A 22249-nucleotide genomic window follows, 5' to 3' on the forward strand; every position below is an offset into this window, starting at 1 on the left:
ACCGAATGCGGGCAATCCCGCGCCATTCTGGTCTAACTTGGGGGAGTGCTCCCGGTTACACCCGGGAACACGACACGGGGGCCGGTCTCGGCGAGAGAAGTTCGACGAGCATCGGCCCCGACGCGATGTCGGGGGCGCGCCGTTTACGCCAACATCGCTCTCGGAGGGGACATGTCGTTGCGACAGCGTCGTCTGCAGCTACCACTCGATGCTTTTCCGCTTTCGTCCGCACAACGCTCGATCTGGTTTGCGCAGCAACTCGCACCCGAGGTGCCGATCTGCATCGCCCAGTACGTCGATCTGCCCGGAGAACTCGACATCGACCGGGTACGGCAGGCCGGGTACGTCGCGGGGGGCGAGTTCCAGTCCGCCTACCTCCGGGTCGTGGAGGTCGACGGCGAGCCGTACCAGTACGTCGACCCGGCCTTGGCAGCGAAACCGATCGATCTGGTCGATTTCCGTGCCGACCCGGACCCGCTCGACGCCGCGCACCGGTGGATGACGGCGGACTACTCCCGTCCGGTCGACCTCGCGCACGACCCGCTGGTGAACATGACGCTGCTGCGGGTCGGCGATGCCCGCTATCTCTGGTACGGCCGGATCCATCACGTCGCACTCGACGGCTACGCGGCGATGACCATGGTCAACCGCATCGCCGCGCTCTACACCGCGGCCGTCGAGGGACGCGATCCCGAACCGTCGCGCGCCGCCGACCTGCGCACCCTCTACGACTGGGACCGCGACTACCGGGCTTCCTCCCGGTACGCCTCCGACCGGGACTACTGGATGGAGCGCGTCGCCGGCCTCGAGGACGGCTCGTCGCTGGCCACCCGCACCGGCCCGCTCGCCCCGGTGTCGTTGTTGTCGAGCATCCCGTTGCCCGGCGACCTGGTGGCTGCCCTGACCGCCGTCGACGAGGACGCCGGATCGTCGTCCACCGCCGCGGTGGTCGCCGCGTTCGGGTGCTACCTGGCGCGGATGTCCGGCACCGACGATGTGGTGGTGAACCTGCCGGTCTCCGCCCGCACCACCGCCTCGGCCCGCCGGTCGGGCGGCATGCTCGTCAACACCGCACCGCTGCACCTGCACATCGACCCGGACGACACCCGCACCGCGCTGGTGCGGCGCGTGCAGCTGGAACTGACCGGGGCGCTGCGGCACCAGCGGTGCAGCATCGAGGACATCCGCCGGGAATCCGGCACCACCGCCCCGCATGCGTACGCCGGTCCCACCATCAACGTGATGCTCTTCCGGCAGGAGATCCTGCTCGGCGACCTGCGCGGCGAATTCCACATCATGACGTCCGGACCGGTCGAGGACCTGCTCGTCAACATCTACCAAAGTGGCACCCCAGCTACGACTTTCATCGATTTCCGAGGTAATCCGCACCGGTACGACGACCCGGAGTTGCGCGCGCACCATCGCCGGTTCGTGGGACTGCTCACCGCATTCCTGCAGGCCGACGGCGACGCTCCCGTCGCCGGGATCGACCCGGAGACTGCAGCGATCGGTGTCCAGCGTGCGCGCGCCGCCGAGGCCGCCACCTATTGGCAGGCCGTCCTCGCCGACGCTCCCGACCACCTCGCCTTGCCGCGGCCCGCAGCCGCCGGCCCGGACTCCGCCGCTGCCGAGACGGGGCTTGCCGAGTTCGACACCGACCTGCCCGTCGCGCCCGGCACCGCACAGTTGCTCCGGGACCACGCCGCCGACCCGGAGTCCGTGCTGGTCGCCGCGACGTCGGTGGTCACCTCGGTCCTCACCGGCAGCCGGGACACCCTCGTCGGCGCCCCGTCCGGCACCGCCGTGTTGCCCTTGCGCAGCGACGTCGACCCCACCGTGCCGTTCGAGCAGTACCTGAACCGGATGCGCGGGCTCGCCCGCGACGCCGCCACCCACGCCGACGTCGACCCCGCGGTGCTCACCGGCGTGGCCGTCCCCGTGGCCGTCGGCCTCACCGACTCGTCCGCAGCACTCCCGCAGCGCGACACCACCGCGCTGATGTTGCGCCTCACCGCCGGCGGCGACGGGGTGCACATCCACGGCCGGTACCGGCCCGACGCAGTGGACGAAGACACCGCGCGAGGGTTCGTCACCCGCCTGGCCCGCGTCCTCGATACCGCCGTCACCACCCCCGCGACCCCGCTCGGTGATCTTCCTGTCGTCGGCGCCGACGAACTCGACGGCTTCCTGCCCGCACGTGGCCGTCCCGCGACCTCCCCGCAGACGCTGCCGGAGATCCTGACCGGCGTCGCGGCGATCGTGCCCGACTCGGTGGCGCTGGCCTGCGGAGACGACACGCTGACCTACCGGGAACTCGACGAGTGGTCCAACCGGGTCGCGAGAATGCTCGTCACGGCCGGTGCCGGCCCCGAGCGATACGTCGCGCTGGGAATCGGCCGATCCCTCGAATCCGTCGCCGCGATCTGGGCGGTCGCGAAATCCGGTGCCGCGTTCGTGCCGATCGACCCTGCCTATCCCCGCGACCGGATCGAATACATGCTCGGCGATTCCGGCTCCACCCTCGGGTTGACGACACGGGCACACCGCGACGCGCTGCCCGACGACGTGGACTGGCTCGTCCTCGACGACCCGGCGGTGCGCACCCGCATCGCCGGCACCGACGCGCCCGCACTGACCGACATCGACCGCCGGGCGCCTCTGCGCACCGGCCATCCCGCCTACCTGATCTACACCTCCGGCTCCACCGGCCGCCCCAAAGGGGTCGTGGTTCCGCACCACGGCCTGGCGAATCTGTCGATGACACTGCACTCGCGGCTCGCCCCCGAGCCCACGGCCCGCGTCTCGCACTTCTCGTCGCCGAGCTTCGACGCCTCGATCTTCGAATACATGACCGCGTTCGGCATCGGCGCGACCCTGGTGGTGATCCCCGCCCACGTGTACGGCGGCGACGAACTCGCCCGGTTGCTGCGCGACGAGCGGATCACCCACGCCTTCTCCACGCCCGCCGCACTAGCCTCCGTCGACCCGAGCGGGATCGACTGCCAGGCGATCACCGTGGCGGGCGAGGCCTGCCCCCCGGAACTGGTGACCCGGTGGGCTCCCGGCAGGCGCATGTTCAACGGCTACGGCCCCACCGAAACCACCATCGTCGTCAACATCACCGACCCGCTCGTCCCCGGCGAACCGATCACCATCGGCACGCCCGTGTGCGGCGTCGACGAGGTGATCCTCGACGCGCGGCTGCGCCCGGTCCCCACCGGGGTGACCGGCGAACTCTACGTCGGCGGACCCGGCGTGACCCGCGGCTACCACCGCAACCCGGGACTGACCGCAACCCGGTTCGTCGCCGACCCGCACGGCCCCGCAGGCAGCCGCATGTACCGCACCGGCGACGTGGTGCGATGGCGGCCCACCCCCGACGGCGCCGCCACCGCCGAATACCTGGGCCGCTCCGACTTCCAGGTCAAGATCCGCGGGTTCCGCATCGAACTCGGCGAGATCGACACCGCCCTCACCGACCATCCCGACATCGCGTTCGCCGTCACCCTCGGCCACACGGCACCGTCCGGCGACACCGTCCTGGTGTCCTACGCGCTGCCCGAACCCGGCCGCACCGTCGACCACGACACACTCCTCGAGCACCTGGCGCGCCGCCTGCCCGCCCACATGGTGCCGGCCGCGCTCGTCGAACTCGACGAGATCCCGCTCACCGCGGTCGGCAAACTCGACCGCCGCGCCCTACCGGAACCGGTGTTCGGAACCGCCGGCCCGGCCGGCACGGCACCGGCGACGGCCACCGAGGAGACCATCACGCAGGTGTTCGCCGACCAACTCGGCGTCCCCGGCATCGGCATCCACGACAGCTTCTTCGACCTCGGCGGCAACTCGCTGATCGCCACCCGGGTGATCTCACGGCTCAACGATGCGCTCGGCGCCGACCTGGGAGTGCGGACACTGTTCGAGGCGCCCACCGCGCACACCCTGGCCGCACAGCTCGGCGAGGCCCCCACCGACCGCATCCCACTGATCGCCGGGCCGCGCCCGGACCGGATCCCGGTATCGGCCGCGCAGCAGCGGCTGTGGTTCGTCAACCAACTCGACCCCGGCTCCGCGGCCTACAACATCCCGGTGGCACTGCACCTGGCCGGCCCCCTCGACACCGCGGCGCTCACCGCGGCCGTCACCGACCTGCTCGACCGGCACGAAACGCTGCGCACGGTCTTTCCCGCCACCCCCGACGGACCGATCCAGCGGGTCGTGCCCACCGGCGACCTCGAGCCGGACCTGACCGCCGTCCCGATCGACGCCGCCGACCTCGACGCCGCCGTCGCCGAATTCACCACCGCCGGTTTCGATGTCACCACCGACCTGCCGGTGCGGATCCGCCTGTTCACTACCGCCGACGACGACCATGTGCTGGCGGTGGTGGTGCACCACATCGCCGCGGACGGCGCGTCGATGGCGCCGCTGGCTCGTGATCTGGTCTCCGCCTACGCCGCCCGCATCGACGGCGACGCCCCGGCGTGGACACCGCTGCCCGTCCAGTACGCCGACTACACCCTGTGGTTCGATCGGCTGCTCGGCGACCCCGCCGATCCGCAGTCACGGGCCGCGACGCAACTCGACTACTGGCGCGACCGGCTCGCCGGTGCCCCGGACCTGACGACCCTGCCCACCGACCGGCCCCGCCCACCGCGGCAATCCTTCCGCGGCGACACCGTCCGCTTCGACCTCGACCCGCAGCTCTACCGTGCGGTCGACACGCTCGCCCGCACCGCCGGCGCCACCCCGTTCATGGTCGTGCACGCCGCCCTCGCGGTGCTGGTGGCACGCCTGTCGGGCAGCGACGACATCACCATCGGCACCCCGGTCTCCGGTCGCGGGGACCCCGCGCTCGACCACCTGGTGGGCATGTTCGTCAACACCGTCGCCCTGCGCAGCACCATCCGCGGCGACCGGGCATTCAGCGACCTGCTCACCGCCGTCCGCGACGACGACCTCGACGCGTTCGCGCACGCCGACCTGCCGTTCGACCGGCTCGCCGACACCCTCGCCGGCGCCCGCTCGGAGGCGTACTCACCACTGGTCCAGGTGATGCTGGCATTCCAGAACAACGAGACCGCACACCTCGCCTTGCGCGACCTGACCATCGACATCGCCGAAATCGACACCGCCACCACCAAATACGATCTGCATCTGCTCCTGAGCGATGTTCCCGGCGACGACGGCACCCCCGTCACCCTCGCCGGAGCCCTGTCGTACGCGACCGATCTGTTCGACCGTGACACCGCCGTCGCCTTCGGCGACAGCTTCGTGCGGTTGCTCGCCGCGCTCGTCGCCGCACCCGCCACCCCCGTCGGCGACGTCGATCTGCTCACCCCCACCGAGCGCACCCGCATCCTCCACGACTGGAACACCACCACCGCGCCGCGCAGCGACGCGACACTCGGGGAACTGTTCGCCGCACAAGTCGCCGCGACCCCGCACGCCCCGGCCGTCACAGCGGACGGCCGCACCCTCGACTACGCCGACTTCGACGCGGCCGCCAACCGCCTCGCCCATGTGCTTGTCGACGCCGGCGCCGGACCCGAACAGGTGGTCGCGCTCGCCGTACCCCGCTCCCTCGACCTGCTCGTCGGCATGTACGCCATCGTCAAGACCGGTGCCGCCTACCTGCCGCTCGACCCCGAGCATCCACCCGAGCGACTGCGCTACGTCCTCGACACCGCGCACCCGGTGACGGTGCTGACCCGCGACCGCGACCACCTCACCCTGCCGCCCGGCACCCCCGTCCTGGACCTGGACAGCCTCGACACCGCGACCACACCCGCGACCGCCCCCACGGTCGAGCACCGGCCCGACCCGACCGGCGACACCCTCGCCTACGTGCTGTTCACCTCCGGTTCGACCGGCCGGCCCAAAGGTGTCGCGGTCGCACACGACGCCATCGTCAACCGGCTGCGCTGGATGCAGCACACGTACCCGCTGACCGCCGCCGACACCGTAGTCCAGAAAACCCCCGCCACGTTCGACGTGTCGGTGTGGGAGTTCTTCTGGCCGCTGCAGGTCGGGGCGCATCTCGTCCTCGCCGACCCCGGCGGCCACCGCGACCCCGCCTACCTGCTGCAACTGATCGACGAACAACACGTCACCGTCGCGCATTTCGTCCCGTCGATGCTCGAAGTGTTCGTCGACGCCGTCACCGCCGGACGCGGCCGGTCGCTGCGGCTGCTGTTCGCCTCCGGCGAAGCGCTGCCCGCGACCACCGCCGCCGCCACCCGCGCGGCGCTACCCGGCGCCGCGCTGCACAACCTGTACGGGCCGACCGAAGCCGCCGTGGACGTCACCGCGTGGCCCACCGGCCCTGCCGACACCGGTGCGGTACCCATCGGCACCCCGGTGTGGAACACCCGCACCTACGTACTCGACGCGCGCCTGCATCCCGTGCCCCCGGGTGCGGCCGGCGAACTGTATCTCGCCGGTATCCAGCTCGCCCGCGGTTACCTCGACCGTCCCGCACCCACCGCGGAACGGTTCGTCCCCGACCCGTACGGACCCGCCGGCAGCCGCATGTACCGCACCGGCGACCTCGCCACCTGGCGCCGCGACGGCGCCCTGATGTACCTGGGCCGCACCGACTTCCAGGTCAAGGTGCGCGGCCTGCGCATCGAACTCGGTGAAGTCGAACAGGTGCTGCGCAGCCACCCCGATGTCGCGCAGGCCGTCGTGGTCGTCTACCGGCGCGAGGACGACCAACTCGCCGCATACGTCGTGCCGCGACCCGACCGCGCCGTCGACACCGCGGACCTGACCGCGTTCGCCGCCGCCCGCCTGCCGGGCTACATGGTGCCCGCCGCGCTGACGGTGCTCGACCGGCTCCCCGTCGGCCCCAACGGCAAACTCGACCGCCGCGCGCTACCCGAACCGGCACGCACCGGAGCCACCGCCCCCTACCGGCCCCCGCGCACCCCGCACGAAGAACTCGTCGCCGCGGCGTTCGCGGACCTGCTCGGCAGCCCGACCGTCGGCGCGGACGACAACTTCCTCGACCTGGGCGGCACCTCGCTGCTCGCGATGCGCCTGGCCGCCCGGCTCGCCGCGACCCTCGACACCGACGTCGGGATCCGGGACCTGTTCGACCATCCCACCGTCGCCGACCTCGCCGCGCACCTGAGCGCCCCCGACCGCGCCGCCGCCACCCGGCCCGCACCGGTCGCCGGCCCCCGGCCCGACCCGATCCCGCTCTCCCCGGCGCAGCAGCGCATCTGGTTCATCAACCAGTTCGACACCAGCTCACCGGCCTACAACATCGCCGTCGCCCTCCGGTTGTCCGGGGACCTCGACCTCACCGCGCTGCGGCACGCCGTGAGTGACGTCGTCGCCCGGCACGAATCCCTGCGCACCCGCTACCCGTTCACCGACGCCGGTCCCGTGCAGGTGGTGGTGCCCGCCGCCGCGGCCCCGCCCGAATTCGCGGTGGTGCCGCTCGACGGCACCCCCGACGCCGCGGACCCCGACGCGCAGATCGCCCGCATCGTGGGCGCCGGATTCGACGTGGCCACCGAAATCCCCACCCGCATCCGGGTACTGGCCGTCTCCGAAACCGAACACATCCTGGTGCTGGTGGTACACCACGTCACCGCGGACGGGTTCTCGATGGGCCCCCTGGCCCGCGACATCATGGCCGCGTACACCGCCCGCCGCGCCGGGCAGCCACCGCAGTGGGCCCCGCTGCCCGTGCACTACGCCGACTACACCCTGTGGCAGCACCGCATCCTCGGCGACGAGAACGACCCCACCTCGGTCGCCGCCCGGCAACTCCAGTTCTGGCGCACCACCCTCGACGACACCCCGGAACTGCTCGAACTGCCCCTCGACCGGCCACGCCCCGTGCAGCAGAGCCTGCGCGGCGCCCAGGTGCCGTTCACCGTCGACGCGGCCACCCACCGGCAGCTGGTGGCGGTGGCCCGCCGCCACGACGCCTCGGTGTTCATGGTCGTGCACGCCGCGCTCACGGTGCTGCTCGCGCGGCTCGCCGCCACCACCGACGTCGTCGTCGGCACCCCCGTCGCCGGACGTGGCCACCGCAACCTCGACGACCTCGTCGGGATGTTCGTCAACACCGTCGTGCTGCGCAGCCACGTCGACGAAACCGACACGTTCGCCGACCTGCTCGGCCATCTCCGGGACGCCGACCTCGCCGCCTTCGGGCACGCGGACGTCCCGTTCGAGCGCCTCGTCGAAGTCCTCGACCCACCCCGGTCCACGGCGTATTCACCGCTGTTCCAGGTGCTGCTCGAGTTCCAGGACACCGAGCGGCCCGACGTCCGGTTGCCGGGGCTGACCGCCTCGGTGCTGGACCTGCAACCGGGACTGTCGCACTTCGACCTGCAGTTGTCGATCGCCGAAACCGCCGACGAGAACGGACCCGCCGGGATCCGCGCCGCGTTCACCTACGCCACCGACCTGTTCGACGAGACCACCGTGGCGTCGTTCGCCGACCGGTTCGTGCGGATCGTCGAGACCATCGGCACCACTCCCACCGTGCCGGTCGGCAACATCGACATCGTCACCGGACGTGAACTCGCCGCGCTGGCACCCGCCCGCGGCCTGCCGCCGGTCTCCCCCCAGTCGTGGCCGGAACTGCTGTCGTCGATCGCGGCCATCGTGCCGGACGCGGTCGCCCTGTCGTTCCGGGGCCGCGAGGTGAGCTACGGCGAACTCGACGAGTGGTCCACGCGCGTCGCGCGGCTGCTCATCGACTCCGGCATCGGACCGGAATCGGTGGTGGCCCTCGGGTTGTCGCGTTCGGTCGAGTCGGCGGCCGTGGTGTGGGCGGTGACCAAGACCGGTGCGGCGTTCGTCCCCGTCGACCCCGCGTACCCACCCGACCGCATCGCCTACATGCTCGCGGACTGTTCCGCTGCCATCGGCATCACCACCACCGACCATGCCGCCGCGCTGCCCGACACGGTGCCGTGGCTGATCCTCGACGATCCGGGCGTGCGCCGCCGCATCGAGGAGACCTCCGATGCGCCCGTGACCGACCTCGACCGCACCGCGCCGCTGCATCTCGACCACCCGGCCTATCTGATCTACACCTCCGGATCGACCGGCCGGCCCAAGGGCGTGGTGGTCACCCACAGGGGCATGGCCAACCTGCACGCCGAGGTGCGCAGCCACTTCACGCTCACCCACACCGCCCGTGTCTCGCACCTGGCGTCCCCGAGCTTCGACGCCTCGATCTTCGAGTTCACCAAGGCGTTCTGCGCCGGCGCCACCTTGGTGATCGTGCCGCCGGACGTGTACGGCGGCGACGAACTGGCCCGGTTGCTGCGCGAGGAACGGGTCACCCACGCCTTCGTCACACCCACCGCCCTCGCCTCGCTCGACCCGGCGGGCCTGGACACCTTGCAGGTGCTCGTCGTCGCGGGGGAGGCGTGCCCCCCGGACCTCGTGACCCGGTGGGCGCCGGGCCGGCAGATGTTCAACGGGTACGGTCCGTCCGAAGCGACCATCGAAACCAGCGTCAGCGCGCCCCTGCAACCCGGGTACACCGTCACCGTCGGCGGCCCCGCCATCGGCTTCCACCAGGTGGTGCTCGACGACCGGCTGCGGCCCGTCCCGACCGGGGTGGCCGGCGAACTGTACATCGCGGGTGCCGGTGTGGCGCGCGGCTACCATCACCGCCCCGACCTGACCGCCGCCCGGTTCGTCGCCGACCCGTACGGCGCGCCGGGGGAGCGGATGTACCGCACCGGCGACATCGTGCGCTGGCGCTCCGACGGCACCGTCGAATATCTCGGCCGCTCCGACTTCCAGGTCAAGGTGCGCGGGTTCCGCATCGAACTCGGCGAGATCGACGCGGCACTGACCGCCCACCCCGAGGTGGTGTTCGCCCACACCCTCGGGCACACCGCACCGAGCGGCGACACCGTACTGGTGTCCTATGTGCTGCCCGAACCGGCCGCCGACCCGGACCCGCACACCCTGCGCACCCATCTCGCCGCGTCCCTCCCGGCGCACATGGTGCCCGCCACCGTCGTGGTGCTCGACGAGATTCCGCTGACCCCGGTCGGGAAGCTCGATCGGCGCGCCCTGCCCGTCCCCGACCTCGCCGCCACCGGCGGCGACTACCGGGCGCCCACCTCCGACGTCGAACGGGTCCTCGCCGGGATCGTCGCCGAGGTCCTCGGCCACCCGCGCGTCTCCGTCGACGACAACTTCTTCGATCTCGGCGGCAACTCGTTGATCGCGACGCGTGTCGTGGCCCGCATCAACACCGCGCTCGGTACCGACGCCGGGGTGCGCGCGCTGTTCGAGGCACCCACGGTGCGGGCGCTGGCGGTGCGTGTCCTCGACGACCACGGGGGCCACGGGCGGGTGCCGCTCACCGCCGGGCCGCGTCCGGAGCGCCTTCCGCTGTCCCCGGCGCAGCAACGGATGTGGTTCGTCAACCAGTTCGACACCGACTCCGCCGCGTACAACATTCCGCTCGCGATCCGGTTGACCGGCCGCCTGGATCTGCCCGCCCTGATCGCCGCCGTGGGCGACGTCCTGGACCGGCACGAGATCCTGCGCACCTGGTATCCGGAAGACGAGCACGGCCCCCATCAGGTGGTCACCGACACCGGCCGGGTTCTCGCCGACCCCACCCCGGTGCCGATCACCGCCGCCGATCTGCCCGGCGCGCTGCTCGAGTTCGTCTCCGCCGGCTTCGATGTCGCCTCGGCCGTGCCGGTGCGGGTGCGACTGCTGCGCGTGCTCCCCGACGAGCCGGACACCGATTCCGGCACCGAACACCCCGGCACCGACCACTCCGACGTGCACGTCCTCGCCGTGGTGGTGCACCACATCGCCGCGGACGGGGCATCGATGGCGCCGCTGGCCCGTGACCTGATGGGGGCCTACCTGGACCGGACCCGCGGCTCCGCGCCGTCCGCCGCGCCGCTGACCGTGCAGTACGCCGACTATGCGCTCTGGCAGCAGGCACTGCTCGGCGACCCCACCGACCCCGAGTCCCTGGCCGCCACCCAACTCCGGTACTGGCGCGAGACGCTCGCCGACCTCCCCGAACTGCTGCCCCTGCCCACCGACCGGCCCCGACCGGCGCACCGCACCTTCCGCGGCGACATCGTGCGATTCACGCTCGACGCCGACCTGCACCGCCGGATCTCCGCGCTCGCCGCCGCGCACAGCGCCACCGTGTTCATGACCGTGCACGCCGCGCTCGCGGTGTTGCTGGCCCGGTTGTCGGGCACCGACGACATCGCCGTCGGCACCCCCGTCGCCGGCCGCGGACACCGCGCCCTCGACGACCTCGTCGGCATGTTCGTCGACACCGTGGTGCTGCGCACCCCCGTCTCCGGGGGACTGTCGTTCGCCGATCACCTCGACCGCACCCGGGAAATCGACCTGTCCGCGTTCGGGCACACCGAACTGCCCTTCGAAAAACTCGTCGACGCGCTCGCCCCCACCCGCGCCACCGACCATTCCCCTCTGTTCCAGGTGGTCCTCGAATTCCAGAACAACGAGCGCGCCCACCTCGACCTGCCCGAACTGACCGTCGACGCACTCGACACCGACCTGCCCGTCGCCAAGTTCGACCTGCAACTGTCCCTGCAGGAAGAGCCGGACGCGTCCGGAATGACCGGCGGATTCACCTACGCCACCGACCTGTTCGACGCCGACACCGTCGCCGGCTTCGCGGACCGGTTCGTGCGCCTGCTCGACGCGGTCACCACCGACCCGCAACGACCCGTCGGCGACGTGGACCTGCTCGCCCCCGGCGAACATCCCCGCCGCGCCGACGCACTACGCGTCCCCGGCACCGACACCCTGCTCGACCTGTTCCGCCGCGGCGCCGACCGTGATCCCGACGCCGTCGCCGTCACCGCCGCGGACGGCGGCCTCACCTACCGGGACCTCGACGCGCGGGTGCACCGGCTGGCGCGGCTGCTGCTCGGCCACGGCGCCGGGCCGGGCACCCTCGTCGCCGTCGCGCTGCCCCGCACCTCCGACCTCGTCGTCGCGCTCCTCGCGGTGCTGGAGACCGGGGCCGGCTACCTGCCCGTCGACGTCAGCTTCCCGGCCGAGCGGCTCGCCCACATCTACCGCGACGCGCAACCGGTGTGCACCGTCACCACGGACGATCACGCCGGGTCGCTGCCGGACACGCCCGCACCGGCGATCCACCTCGACAGCCCGGAGGTGCACGCGGAACTCGCCGTGCTGCCCGGTACCGCCCTGACCGACGCCGACCGGCACGGCCCGCTGCACCCCGAATCCACCGCGTACGTCATCTACACCTCCGGCTCGACCGGCCGGCCCAAAGGCGTTGTCGTGCCGCACCGCACCGTCGTCACGCTGCTCGACGACACGCGGGAGATGTTCGGATTCGATCACCGCGACGTGTGGACGATGTTCCACTCCTACGCCTTCGACTTCTCGGTCTGGGAACTGTGGGGCGCCCTGGCCCACGGCGGCCGGCTCGTCGTGGTCGACTACCACACCGCCCGCGCCCCCCAGGACTTCCTGGAATTGCTGCGCCGCGAGCAGGTCACCGTCCTCAACCAGACCCCCACGGCGTTCTATCAGCTCATCGAAGCCGACCGCGCCGCCGGCGGTGCGCCCCTGCCGCTGCGCCGGGTGATCTTCGGTGGCGAGGCCCTCGACCTGGCGCAACTCGAACGGTGGTACCGCCGATACGACGACACCGCCCCGACGCTGGTGAACATGTACGGCATCACCGAAACCACCGTGCACGTCACCGCACTGGCTCTGGACCGGCACCGCGCCGCCACCGCCACCGCCAGCCTCATCGGCGATCCGCTGCCCGCACTGCGGTTGCATCTGCTCGACGCCCGGCTGCACCCGGTACCGCCCGGCGTGGCGGGAGAACTGTACGTGTCGGGGGAGCAGTTGAGCCACGGCTACCTCGGGCGTCCCGACCTGACAGCGACCCGGTTCGTCGCCGACCCGTACGGTCCGCCCGGGGCGCGGCTGTACCGCACCGGCGACCGCGCCCGCCGTACCCGCGACGGTGACCTCGAGTACTTGGGGCGCAGCGACTTCCAGGTGCAACTGCGCGGGTTCCGCATCGAACTCGGCGAGATCGAAACGGTGCTGCTGCGCTGCCCCGGTGTCGCCCGCGCCATCGCCGTCGTGCACACCGACGACCGGTCCGGCACCGACCGGATCGTCGGCTACGTCGTCCCCGAAACAGGCACCGACCTCGACGTAACCGCCACCCTCGACCGCGCCGCGGCCGATCTGGCCGCCTACATGCTGCCCGCCACCCTCGTCGTCCTCGACTCGCTGCCGGTCACCGCCACCGGAAAACTCGACCGGCGGGCGCTGCCCGCGCCCGACTTCGCGGACCGCACCAGTTCCGGCCGCGCACCCACCGACGGCGTCGAACGGACCCTCGTCGATCTGTTCGCGCAGGTCCTCGGACTCGACACCGTCGGGGTGGACGATTCGTTCTTCGCCCTCGGCGGCGACTCGATCATGTCCATCCAACTGGTCTCCCGCGCCAAAGCTCTCGGCCTCGACCTGACTCCGCGCGCCGTGTTCGAGCACAAGAGCCCCGCCGGTCTCGCCGCGGTCGCCGGCACCACCGACGCCCCCGCGGTGCTCCCCGAACTGCCCGGCGGGGGAGTCGGCGCGCTGCCGCTGCCCCCGATCGTGCACTGGATGCTCGACCGCGGCGGCCACTTCGACCGGTACTCCCAGGCGGTGCTGTTGCGCCTGCCCACCGAACTCGACGACGCCACCCTCACCGCGGTCGTCGACGCCGTGCTCGACCGGCACGACATGCTACGGGCCCGCCTGGTCCCCGACCCGGCCTCACCCGCCGGATACGGCCTGCACGTCGACCCACCCGGCACCGTCACCGCCGGCACCGTCGTCCACCGGGTCCCGGTGACCAGCGCCGCCGACACCGACGACTTCTTCGCCCTCGCCGCCACCGAACTCGACGCCGCCGCCGACCGTCTCGACCCGACCGCCGGGCACGTGCTGCAGATCGTGTGGTTCGACGCCACCAGCGGCGCCGGACGGCTGCTCATCGTCGTCCACCACCTCGCCGTCGACGGCGTGTCGTGGCGCATCCTCGTACCCGACCTCGCCGCCGCCTGGGGTGTCGCCGCCCACGACGACCCCGCCGGGCCGCTGCTGCCACCCCCGGCCGGGACTTCGGTGCGGCGCTGGGCACACGCCCTCGTCGACGCCGCCCACGATCCGGCGTGCCGCGCCGAAGCCGACTACTGGCGCGACATGCTCACCGGCGACGACCCGCCGCTCGGCCACCGGCCGTTCGACCCGGCCCGCGACACCAACGACACCGTCACCACCGTCGTCGCGGATCTGCCCACCGCCGTCACCGACGCGATGCTCACCACCGTGCCCGCCGCCTTCCACGGCAGCGTCGACCACGGCCTGCTCACCGCCGTCGCCCTCGCCGTGACCGGATGGCGACGCGACCGCGGTGAGGACACCACCAGCGTGCTGCTCAACCTGGAAGGGCACGGACGCGATACCGCCGCCGCCCCGGGCGCCGACCTGTCGGGCACCGTCGGCTGGTTCACCACCATCCACCCGCTGCGTCTGGACCTGTCCGGCATCGACCTCGACGACGCGCTGGCCGCCGGTCGCGCCGCCGGCCGCGCCGTCAAAACCGTCAAGGAACACCTCGCGGCCGTCCCCGACCACGGCATCGGCTACGGGCTGCTGCGCTACCTCGACGCCGACACCGGCCACCAGCTCGCCGCCCACCCTGCACCCCAGATCAGCTTCAACTACCTCGGACGTCCCACCGCCGGCACCGGCGGCGGCACCGACATCCCGTGGCTGCCCGTCGCCGGGTTCCCGCACGGCGGCACCCAGGACCCCGACATGCCGGCCGCCGCCGTCGTCGACATCAACGCCGTCACCGTCGACACCCCCGACGGACCGGTCCTGCGCGCGCACTGGTCCGCCCCCGCCGGTCTGCTCGACACCGCCGACCTCACCGAACTGAGCGACCGGTTCACCGCCGCGGCCACCGCGCTGACCCGGCACACCCGCAACCCGCATACCGGGGGACTGACCCCGTCCGACCTGCCACTGGTGCGGCTCCCGCAGGACACCATCGAAGATCTCGAACAGCGCTACGGGCCTCTCGACACGGTGTGGCCCACCGCGCCGCTGCACACCGGGCTGCTGTTCCACGCGCTGCTCGCCGGGGACGACCCCGACGCCTACATCGTGCAACTCGTCCTCGACCTGCGCGGCCCCCTCGACCCCGCCCGGTGGCGGCGCGCCCTCGAGATGCTGCTCGACCGGCACCCCAACCTGCGGGCCGCGTTCACCACCGGCCCCGACGGCCACCTGCAGGTCGTCCCCACCCACGTCGACGTCCCGTTCACGGTCGTCGACACCACCGACGACCCCGATCCCGACGCCGCCGCGACGGAACTGCTCGACACCGACCGGCACACCCGCTTCGACACCACGCACCCACCGCTGCTGCGCGCCACCGTCATCCGCACCCACCCCGACCGGCACCTGGTCGCCCTGACCAACCATCACCTGCTGCTCGACGGCTGGTCCACCCCCGTCCTGATCCGCGAACTGCTGGTGCTCTACGCCACCGACGGCGACCCCGCCGTCCTGGACCGTCCGCACAGCTACGGCACGTACCTGCAGTGGCTTGCCGACCGTGACCCGGCCGCATCGATCGACGCCTACCGACATGCCCTCGACGGTCTCGACGAACCGACCCTGCTCGCCCCGCAGCACCGGTCCGCGCACGGCGCCGGCATCTCCGAAGACCTCGACATCGACCTCGACCCGACGCTGTCCGCGCGCCTCGACGAGATCGCCGTGGCACGCGGCGTCACCGTCAACACCCTCGTCCAGACCGCGTGGGGGCTCGTCCTCGGAGCGCTCACCGGCCGCACCGACGTGGTGTTCGGCGCCACCGTCTCCGGTCGTCCACCGCAGGTCGCCGGCATCGAATCGATGGTGGGCCTGTTCATCAACACCGTGCCGGTCCGGGTCGCGGTCCGCCCCGGCGACACCGTCGGCGGGCTCGTCGACCGGGTCCGGTCGGAACAGACCGCGCTGCTCGACCACCACCACATCGATCTGAGCACCCTCGACCGGCACGTCGGTGCCGCCGCCCGCTTCGACACCCTCACCGTCTTCGAGTCGTATCCGGTCGAACGCGCCGGCCTCGACCGCGACACCGACATCGGCGGCATCCGGGTCGCCGACATCACCGGCCGCGACGCCGCGCACTACCCGCTCAGCGTCGTGGTGCACACCGACGACGCGGTACACCTGCGGATGAAGTACCTCCCGGAGGTGTTCGACCGCACCGAGGTCACCACCATCGCCGACCGCATCGCCCGCACCCTCGACGCGCTCGCCGGCGACCCGACCGCACCCGCCGCCGGCATCGACGTACTCACCACCACCGAACGGCGCACCCTCACCCCGGTCCACGGACCGGTCGGCGGTAGCGTCGCCACCCTGCCCGACCTGCTCACCGCCACGGCCGCCGCGCATCCCGACACCGTCGCGGTGCTCGACCCCGCCCCCGGCGGCACCGACCGCACCGTCACCTACCGCGACCTCGACGAGCGCTCCACCCGGCTGGCCCGGGTCCTGCTCGACGAGGGCATCGGGCCGGAAACCTTCGTCGCGCTCGGCATCGCCCGCTCCGTCGAATCCCTCGTCGCACTGTGTGCGATCACCAAGACCGGTGCGGCGTTCGTCCCGGCCGATCCCCGCTACCCGGCCGAGCGGATCGCGTTCATGCTCGACGACTGCGGTGCCACCGTCGGCCTGACCACCACCGCGCACGTCGCCGACCTGCCCGGCACGGTCCGCTGGCTCGTCCTCGACGACCCCGCCCTGACCGGGCCGCTCGCCGCCACCGATCCGGCACCGATCACCGACCGGGACCGCATCGTGCCGCTGCGCCTCGACCACGCCGCCTACGTGATCTACACCTCCGGCTCGACCGGCCGCCCCAAAGGGGTGCTCACCACCCACCGCAGTCTCGACAACTTCGCGCGCGAGCAGCAGGACCGGTTCCGCGCCGGACCCGGCGCCCGCGTCCTGCACTTCTCGTCCCCGAGTTTCGACGCGTCGATCTTCGAATACCTGCTCGCGTTCGGGTCCGGTGCCACCCTCGTCGTGATTCCTCCGCACGTGTACGGCGGCGCCGAACTCGGTCGCCTGCTCCGCGAGACCGGCGTGACCCACGGGTTCCTCACCCCGGCCGCGCTCGCGTCCCTCGACCCGGCCGACCTGACCGCGTTCGTCGACCTCGCCGTCGGCGGCGAAGCGTGGCCCCCCGAACTGCGCGACACCTGGGCGCCACACCGCCGCCTCGTCAACGGGTACGGCCCCACCGAGACAACGGTCATGGCCGCGATCAGCGACCCGCTCGGTCCCCACGACCCGCTCACCCTCGGCGGTCCGCTGCGCGGAGTGCACGCCGTGGTGCTCGATCCCGCGCTGCGCCCGGTCCCGCACGGCGTCGCGGGGGAGTTGTACCTGGCGGGATTCGGGCTCGCCCGCGGCTACCATGCCCGGCCGGCGCTGACCGCCTCCCGGTTCGTCGCCGACCCGTACGGCACGCCGGGGGAGCGCATGTACCGCACCGGAGACATTGTGCGGTGGACCGGCGATCCGGACGACGGTCCCGGTCTCGAATACCTCGGCCGCGCCGACTTCCAGGTCAAGATCCGCGGGTTCCGCGTCGAACTCGGCGAGATCGACGCGGCCCTGACCGCCCATCCTGCGGTGTCGTTCGCGGTGACCGTCGCACACACCGCACCGAGCGGCGACACCGTGCTCGTCGGGCACGTCCACCCCGCAGCCGGCAGCGCCATCGACCCCGACGACATCAAAGACCATCTGGCACAGCTCCTTCCGGAGCACATGGTGCCGACCGCCGTCACCGTCCTCGACACGATCCCACTCACCCCGGTCGGCAAACTCGACCGCCGTGCCCTGCCCGTCCCGGACCTGGCCGCCACCGGCGCCTACGAGCCACCCGACGGCGACCTGGAAACCGCGGTCGCCGACGACTTCGCCGACGTTCTCGGCCTCGAGCGCATCTCCGTGACCGACAACTTCTTCGACATCGGTGGCAACTCCCTGATCGCGACCCGCGCCGTGGCCCGCCTCGGCGACCGGCTCGGCCGCGACATCGCCGTCCGCACCCTGTTCGAAGCCCCCACCGTGCGGATGCTCGCCACCCGGCTCGATACCGACACCGCCCCCGGCCGCGACACCGCCGGCCCGGTTCCGCGGCCCCGCCCCGACCACATCCCGCTGTCCCCGGCGCAGCAACGCCTGTGGTTCCTCAACCAGTTCGACCCCGCTAGCGCCTCCTACAACATTCCACTCGCCATCCGGCTCAGCGGCCACCTGTCCGCGGCCGCGCTCGGCACCGCGCTGCACGACGTCATCGCACGGCACGAGAGTCTGCGCACCGTCTACCCGGCCTCCGCCGCCGGGCCGCGGCAACGCATCCTCGACGCCGACGACGTCCCGCTGACCGTCGACGTGGTGCCGGCCGACGCCGACGGCGTGTACAGCGCCGTCGCCGACTTCCTCGCCACCGGATTCGACGTCACCGTCGACATCCCGTTCCGGGCCCGGGTGTTCGCCCTCGACCGCGACGAGCACCTCGCCGTGCTCGTGGTGCACCACATCGCCGCCGACGGTGCTTCCACCGTCCCGCTCGCCCGCGACCTGCTCGGCGCCTACCAGGCCCGCAGCCGCAACGAAGCCCCCACCTGGACACCGCTGCCCGTCCAATACCCCGACTACACGCTGTGGCAACTCGACCGGCTCGGCGAACCCACCGACCCGCAGTCCCTCGCCGCCGCGCAGGCCGAGTACTGGCGCACCACCCTCGACGGCCTGCCCGACGTGCTGACCCTGCCCACCGACCGGCCGCGGCCGGCCCAGCAGTCGTTCCGCGGCGACATCGTGCGGTTCCCGATCGATCCCGCGCTGCACAGCCGGCTCACCCGGCTGGCCTCCGCGCACGGCACCACCTTGTTCATGACCGTGCACACCGCGCTCGCCGTGCTGCTGGCCCGCCTGTCCGGCAGCGACGACATCGCTATCGGGTCCCCGATCGCCGGGCGCGGGCACCGCGCACTCGACGACCTGATCGGCATGTTCGTCAACACCGTCGTGCTGCGCACCCGGGTCCCCGGCGCCGCACCGTTCACCACCCTGCTCGACACCGTCACCCACGACGACCTCGACGCGTTCGCCCACACCGACCTGCCGTTCGAACGGGTCGTCGAGGCGGTCGAACCGGCCCGCTCGACCGCGCATTCCCCGCTCTTCCAGGTCTCGCTCGAATTCCACAACACCGAACGGCCTGCCCTCGAACTGCCGCACCTGACCGTCGAGGGAGTCCAGCTCGACCCGCAGTCGTGCAACTTCGACCTCGAACTGCTCCTCGGCGAATCCACCGACCCGGCCGGCGGCATGGACGCCGCGTTCGTCTACGCCACCGACCTGTTCGATCAGGACACCGTCGCCCGATTCGCGGACCGCTTCCTCCGGCTCCTCGACGCCGTCACCACCGATCCCGGCGTCCCCGTCGGCGATCTGGACCTGCTCACCGACTCCGAACGGGCGGCGCTGGTGCCCGCCACCGGTCCGGCGGACGAACCGACACGGTTGTGGCCGGACCTGCTCGACGACGCCGTCGCGGCGAACCCCACCGGGACCGCGCTCGTCGACGGCGACACCGTGTTGAGCTACCGGGATGTCGAGGCGCGCTCCGCTGCGCTGGCCCGGTTGCTGCTCGACCGGGGAGCTGCCCCGGACACGGTGGTCGCGCTCGCGTTGCCGCGTTCGGCAGAGGAGATCACCGCGGTGTGGGCCACCACCCGCACCGGCGCCGCGTTCGTCCCGGTCGACCCGACGTACCCGGCGGACCGCATCGCCTACATGCTCGACGACAGCGCCGCGACACTCGGTGTCACCGTCGCCGCCCACCTCGAACACCTGCCCCGCACGGTGCAGTGGCTCGTCCTCGACGACGACGAGATCCGCGACGACCTGGCACACCGCAGTACCGGCCCGGTCACCGACGCGGACCGCGCCGCACCGCTGGGCCCTGACCATCCCGCCTACCTCATCTACACCTCCGGGTCGACGGGCCGGCCCAAGGGAGTGACCGTCACCCACCGCGGTCTCGGCAACCTCGCCGCGGACGAACGGCACCATTTGCGGGTCGCGCAGGACAGCCGCGTCTCGCACCTGGCCTCACCGAGCTTCGACGCGTCGATCTTCGAACAGATGATGGCGCTGTGCGCGGGCGCCACCCTGGTGCTCGTGCCCTCCGAGGTGTACGGCGGGGAAGACCTCGCCGCTGTGCTGCGGCACCACCGCGTCTCGCACGCGTTCGTCACGCCCACCACGCTGGCGTCCCTCGACCCCGCCCAGGTCCCGGACCTGCAGGTGCTGCTCGTCGCGGGGGAGGCGTGCCCACCGGAACTGGTGACGCGCTGGGCCGACGGGCATCGCATGATCGACGCGTACGGCCCCACCGAGGCGACGATCATGACCTCGCTCGGGGAGCCGCTGAATGCCGGCGACCACGTCACCATCGGCCGTCCCACCCGCGGCGCCACCGCCGCCGTCCTCGACGCCCGGCTCGGGCCCGTGCCGGTGGGGGTGGCCGGGGAACTCTACGTCGCCGGCGCAGGACTGGCCCGCGGCTACCACCACCGGCCCGGCCTGACCGCCACCCGGTTCGTCGCCGATCCGTACAGCGACCGTCCCGGCGCCCGCATGTACCGCACCGGCGACGTCGTGCGCTGGACCGGCGACCACCGGCTCGATTACGTGGGCCGTTCCGACTTCCAGATCAAGGTGCGCGGGTTCCGCATCGAACCGGGGGAGATCGACACCGTCCTGACCGCCCACGACGACCTCGACTTCGCCCACACCCTCGGCTACACCGCACCGTCCGGCGAAACCGTGCTGGTCAGCTACGTGCGGGCCACCACCGTCCCCGCACCCGACCCGTCCGCGCTCCGGGACTTCGCCGCCGCCCGCCTCCCGGCGCACATGGTGCCCACCGCCGTGGTCGCGCTCGACGAGATCCCCCTCACGCCCGCCGGCAAACTCGATCGGGGTGCGCTCCCGGTCCCCGAGTTCGCCGGCATCTCCGGGGCACACCGCGCCCCGGCCGACGAACTGGAACGCACCGTCGCGGACGTCTTCGCCGACCACCTCGGGCTCGACACGGTGTCGGTCGACGACAGCTTCTTCGCCCTCGGCGGCAGTTCACTGCTCGCGACCCGGCTGGTACCGGACCTGTCCCGCCGCCTGGACCGGCGGATCCCGCTACAGGTGCTGTTCGCCCATCCCACCGTCGCCGACCTCGCCGCCCATCTGCGCGCACCGGGGGAGCAGGACACCATCGACGACGCGCTGCGGATCCTGGTCCCGCTCCGCACCGGCACCGGACCGGCGCTGTTCTGCGTCCACCCGGCCGCAGGCCTGGCCTGGGCGTACACCGGGCTGACCGAACGGCTCGGCGGGCGCGGCGTCTACGGCCTGCAACTACCGGCGCTGAGCACGGGAGAGATCGTCGAATCGATCCCGGCGCTGGCCCGCCGCTACGCCGACGAGATCCGCCGCGCGCAGCCGGACGGTCCCTACCACCTGCTGGGCTGGTCCCTCGGCGGGGTCGTCGCACACGCCGTCGCCGTCGAACTGCAACGCGGCGGAGCCCCCGTCGACACCCTCGCGCTGATCGACAGCCATCTCGGTGTTCCCGGCGGTTCGGCGCCGGTCGAGGTCAAGGACATGCTCCGCGATCTCGGGGTCGCCACCAACGGCGGGCCGGACCCCAGCTACGACGATGCGCTGGACCTGCTCGAGGACACGCTCGGCGGTCCCACCGGACTGACACCGCGCCATCTCGAACGGTTGCACCTCGGGTCGGCCGCGGCCACCCGCGCGGTGCGGCGTCATTCGCCGGACACCTTTCTCGGCGACGCGCTGTTCTTCACCGCCCTGCGGTCGTCGACCTCGGTGCCGGCGGTCACCGCGTGGCACGACCTCGTCGACGGGATGCTGCACCAGTACCGTCTCGACGTCGAACACCACGAGATGGTGGCGGCGCCGGCGGTGGACACCATCGCCGCGGTGCTCCGCGCCCGGCTCGAGGAGAGCGATTCGCACCTGCGGCGAGGGCGGCGGTACCCGCGCATCGGTACCGGATCGCGGCGGTGAACCGCGCCCGGCACGT

The 22249-nt window shown here is 72.2% G+C and carries 1 protein-coding gene; it reads left to right on the forward strand.

Annotation, left to right across the window (positions count from 1 at the left end; all coding sequences use genetic code 11):
• Window positions 1–171 precede the first annotated feature (171 nt).
• Window positions 172–22233, forward strand: coding sequence for a non-ribosomal peptide synthase/polyketide synthase (locus ACLQ3J_RS03845; RefSeq protein ID WP_425902221.1), 22062 nt, complete (start codon window positions 172–174; stop codon window positions 22231–22233).
• The last annotated feature ends 16 nt before the right edge of the window (window positions 22234–22249 follow it).

The sequence above is a fragment of the Rhodococcus sp. DT1 genome, from assembly GCF_049844875.1.
Classification (GTDB): Bacteria; Actinomycetota; Actinomycetes; order Mycobacteriales; family Mycobacteriaceae; genus Rhodococcus.